The organism is Actinosynnema sp. NPDC059797 (genome assembly GCF_042732085.1).
In the GTDB taxonomy this organism is placed as follows: Bacteria; Actinomycetota; Actinomycetes; order Mycobacteriales; family Pseudonocardiaceae; genus Actinosynnema.
In genome coordinates, this window is the sequence record NZ_JBHWIE010000630.1 from 1 (window position 1) to 2,537 (window position 2,537).

Annotated in this window: 6 protein-coding genes; 1 reads left to right on the forward strand and 5 read right to left on the reverse strand. The window is 72.0% G+C overall.

Features of this window, described 5'->3' with window-relative positions:
- Positions 1 to 156: 156 nt before the first annotated feature.
- The gene (locus tag ACFV4N_RS42675) at positions 157 to 366 is read right to left on the reverse strand and encodes a 4-oxalocrotonate tautomerase family protein (RefSeq protein WP_499678399.1); all 210 of its coding nucleotides are present in this window, start codon (positions 364 to 366) and stop codon (positions 157 to 159) included.
- Positions 367 to 641: 275 nt separating this feature from the next.
- Between ACFV4N_RS42675 and ACFV4N_RS42680 the strand changes: the two genes are divergently transcribed.
- Entirely contained in the window at positions 642 to 1,490 is an 849-nt protein-coding gene (locus tag ACFV4N_RS42680; protein WP_499678404.1) for a helix-turn-helix transcriptional regulator, read from the forward strand.
- Here ACFV4N_RS42680 and ACFV4N_RS42685 read toward each other — a convergent pair.
- From ACFV4N_RS42685 to ACFV4N_RS42700, 4 genes are read right to left on the reverse strand one after another with little or no spacing between them, the layout of a single operon-like run.
- Positions 1,471 to 1,644 (reverse strand): universal stress protein, encoded by a 174-nt coding sequence (locus tag ACFV4N_RS42685; RefSeq protein WP_499678400.1) that lies wholly within the window; start codon positions 1,642 to 1,644, stop codon positions 1,471 to 1,473. The two genes, ACFV4N_RS42680 and ACFV4N_RS42685, sit on opposite strands and share 20 nt — an antisense overlap.
- A gap of 39 nt (positions 1,645 to 1,683) precedes the next feature.
- Entirely contained in the window at positions 1,684 to 2,025 is a 342-nt protein-coding gene (gene mnhG, locus ACFV4N_RS42690; RefSeq protein WP_499678401.1) for a monovalent cation/H(+) antiporter subunit G, read from the reverse strand.
- Entirely contained in the window at positions 2,022 to 2,291 is a 270-nt protein-coding gene (locus ACFV4N_RS42695) for a monovalent cation/H+ antiporter complex subunit F (protein WP_499678402.1), read from the reverse strand. Before ACFV4N_RS42695 ends, mnhG begins: the two co-directional genes overlap by 4 nt.
- A gap of 6 nt (positions 2,292 to 2,297) precedes the next feature.
- Positions 2,298 to 2,501 carry a Na+/H+ antiporter subunit E gene (locus tag ACFV4N_RS42700; RefSeq protein ID WP_499678403.1) on the reverse strand — a complete coding sequence of 68 codons (204 nt, stop codon included), beginning with the start codon at positions 2,499 to 2,501 and terminating at the stop codon, positions 2,298 to 2,300.
- Positions 2,502 to 2,537 lie beyond the last annotated feature (36 nt).

Below are 2,537 nucleotides of genomic sequence, written 5' to 3' on the forward strand. Positions count from 1 at the left end.
CGGTACAACCGCCTCGATCACGACGCCATGGCCGACCTGCTCGGCACCCCGAACCGGGTCGACGTGGCCTCCCGCACGCCACGCGGAGCCGACCGCGGACGGCTCGGCGTCCGGTGGGGGCCATCGGGCCGTCCGACCGTCGTACTCGGGGGCGTGTCAGGCGTTGCTGTTGAGCATCGCGGCGATCAGGACGTTGCCTCCGACGCCCCAGCCGCCGTCCTCGACCTCGTTGACGAGCACGACCGTGGTCGGCCGGGCGCGTTCTCCGTAGATCTCGACGTACAGCTCGGTGGTGCGCTCGACGATCTTCTTCTTGTCCTCGGCGCTGATGGTGCCCGCGGGGACCTTGAAGTTGGCGAATGGCACGGGTGTTCTCCTCGTTGTCGTTCAGTGCGGTGCCGGATCAGGCCGCGTTGAGCGGCCTGCGGAGTCGACCACGACGGCCAGGCCATCCGCGGCGGGCCCGCGGGCGACCGCCCGGCCGATGCCGCGCGAACCCCCGGTGACGATGGCGACTCGTCCGCCGGCGGGGTCGGTGTCTGTCATGCCCCTACCGTGCAGGACCGTGCGGACCGGTGACAGGGGACGTCGTCCCCTGTGTCCGTGGCCCGCTCCGCTGCAGACTGGAGGACGTGAACTCGATGAAGTACGCCGAGCTGGGCGCGTTCCTCCGCTCGCGGCGTGAGCGCATCCGCCCCGCAGAGGTCGGACTGGTCTCCGGGCCGCGGCGGCGCGTGCCGGGGCTGCGCCGCGAGGAGGTCGCCCACCTCGCCGGGGCGTCGGCGGACTACTACAACGAACTGGAACGCGGAGCCGGGTCGCAGCCGTCGGAACAGATGCTGGCGGCGCTGGCGCGTGCGTTGCGCCTGACCGCCGACGAGCGCGACCACCTCTACCACCTGGCCAACCGGCCGGTGCCGCGCGGCGGTGCGAGCTCGCACGTGCACCCCGGGATGCTCGACCTGCTCACCCGGTTGACCTCCACCCCCGCGCAGGTGATCACCGACCTGCACGTGACGCTCGTGCAGAACCCGCTCGCCATCGCGCTGCTCGGGGACCACTCCCGCTTCCGGGGCGAGGAAGCCAGCTTCGTCCACCGCTGGTTCACCGACCCCGAGGCGCGGCGGCTCTACCCCGAGGAGGACCACCCGGCCCAGTCCAGGGCGTTCACCGCCGACCTGCGGGCCGCCGCCGCACGCCGGGACGCCAAGGACACCGGGGCGAGCGCGCTCGTCGCCGGGCTCCTCGACCGCTCCGCCGAGTTCGCCGGGCTGTGGGCCGAGCACGACGTGGCGTTCCGCCGCGACGACCGCAAGCGCATCGCCCATCCCGCGCTCGGCCTGGTCGAGGTCAACTGCCTCACCCTGTTCAGCGAGGACGGTCGTCAGCGCCTGCTGTGGTTCACCCCCGCGCCGGGCACCGACAGCGTCGACAAACTGGAGCTGCTCGCCGTCATCGGCTCCCAGGAGTTCACGCCGCACCTCGACTGACGACCTTCGACCACGGGGTCGATGGTGTTGGGTCGAGGGTGAGGCCGGTGCCGCGTCGGGCTGCCTCCGCGGCGGCCCGGCGTGCCGCGTGGATCGCCGACGGGGATCCGTCCACTCCCACGAGGATCGGCTTGTTCGCAGCTGCGTCTGCCATGGTCGCTCCCACCTCGTCTGCCGGTTGACCCCGGCTCCATCACCCGTCCCGGACGGATCGACGGCCGGTCCCCTGCCCGCCCTCGTCGCCCCGCCGCCGACCGCGGCGATGGGCGGCGCGGGCGATCGCGTGGCTCGCCACCGGCGAGGTCAGGGCGATGAACACGATCGCGAGCACGGCGAAGGTGATGCTCGCGGCGTCCTCGGTCGCGACCGGGGACGCGAGGATCGCGACCACACCGGGGCCGGTGGCCAATCCCTGGGCGTGCAGCTGGCCGTAGGTGTCGGGCAGCCGCAGGACGCCGACAACGCTGATCGTGAGCAGCACCAAGCCGAGCAGCAGCAGCACACCGCCGACCACGTCGAGCACGACCGAGATCATCCGAACGGCCCTCCTCGGTCGAGGTACCGGGCCGTGGCCACGGTGGCGACGAAGGACATCAGGGCGAGCGCCACCGCGGCGTCGAGGTAGTACGGCTGTCCCCTCACGAAGCTCAGCAGGGCCAGCAGCGCGATGACGATTACCGCGAGGAGGTCGAGTGCGACGATCCGCTGGAGCACGTTGCGGGCGCGGACCAGCACCAGGCCGCCGGCGACCAGCAGCAGCGTCGCCCAGACGAGGGCCGGGACGATGACGAAGGCGGGCATGGGCGATCAGGGGAAGACGCGGCGCTGGCGCCGCTCGTAGGAGTCGAGCTGCGCGGCGATCACGGCATCGGGATCCCGCGCGTCGAGCACGTGCAGCAGCATCGACCCCTTCCGCTCGTCGAGCTCGACGACGACGGTGTCCGGCACGAATCCGACCCTGATCCCCCAGGCCGCCGCGGCGGCCGGCCCCCGGGGGGGGATAGGCACCACGACAGTGACTTATAAAAAAAAACGAGCCCACCAGAC

Bases quoted from the DNA above. Each gene is read 5' to 3' on its own strand.
- ACFV4N_RS42680 (WP_499678404.1), top strand. From the start codon at position 642: ATGAAGTACGCCGAGCTGGGCGCGTTCCTCCGCTCGCGGCGTGAGCGC.
- ACFV4N_RS42685 (WP_499678400.1), bottom strand. From the start codon at position 1,644: ATGGCAGACGCAGCTGCGAACAAGCCGATCCTCGTGGGAGTGGACGGA.
- mnhG (WP_499678401.1), bottom strand. From the start codon at position 2,025: ATGATCTCGGTCGTGCTCGACGTGGTCGGCGGTGTGCTGCTGCTGCTC.
- ACFV4N_RS42695 (WP_499678402.1), bottom strand. From the start codon at position 2,291: ATGCCCGCCTTCGTCATCGTCCCGGCCCTCGTCTGGGCGACGCTGCTG.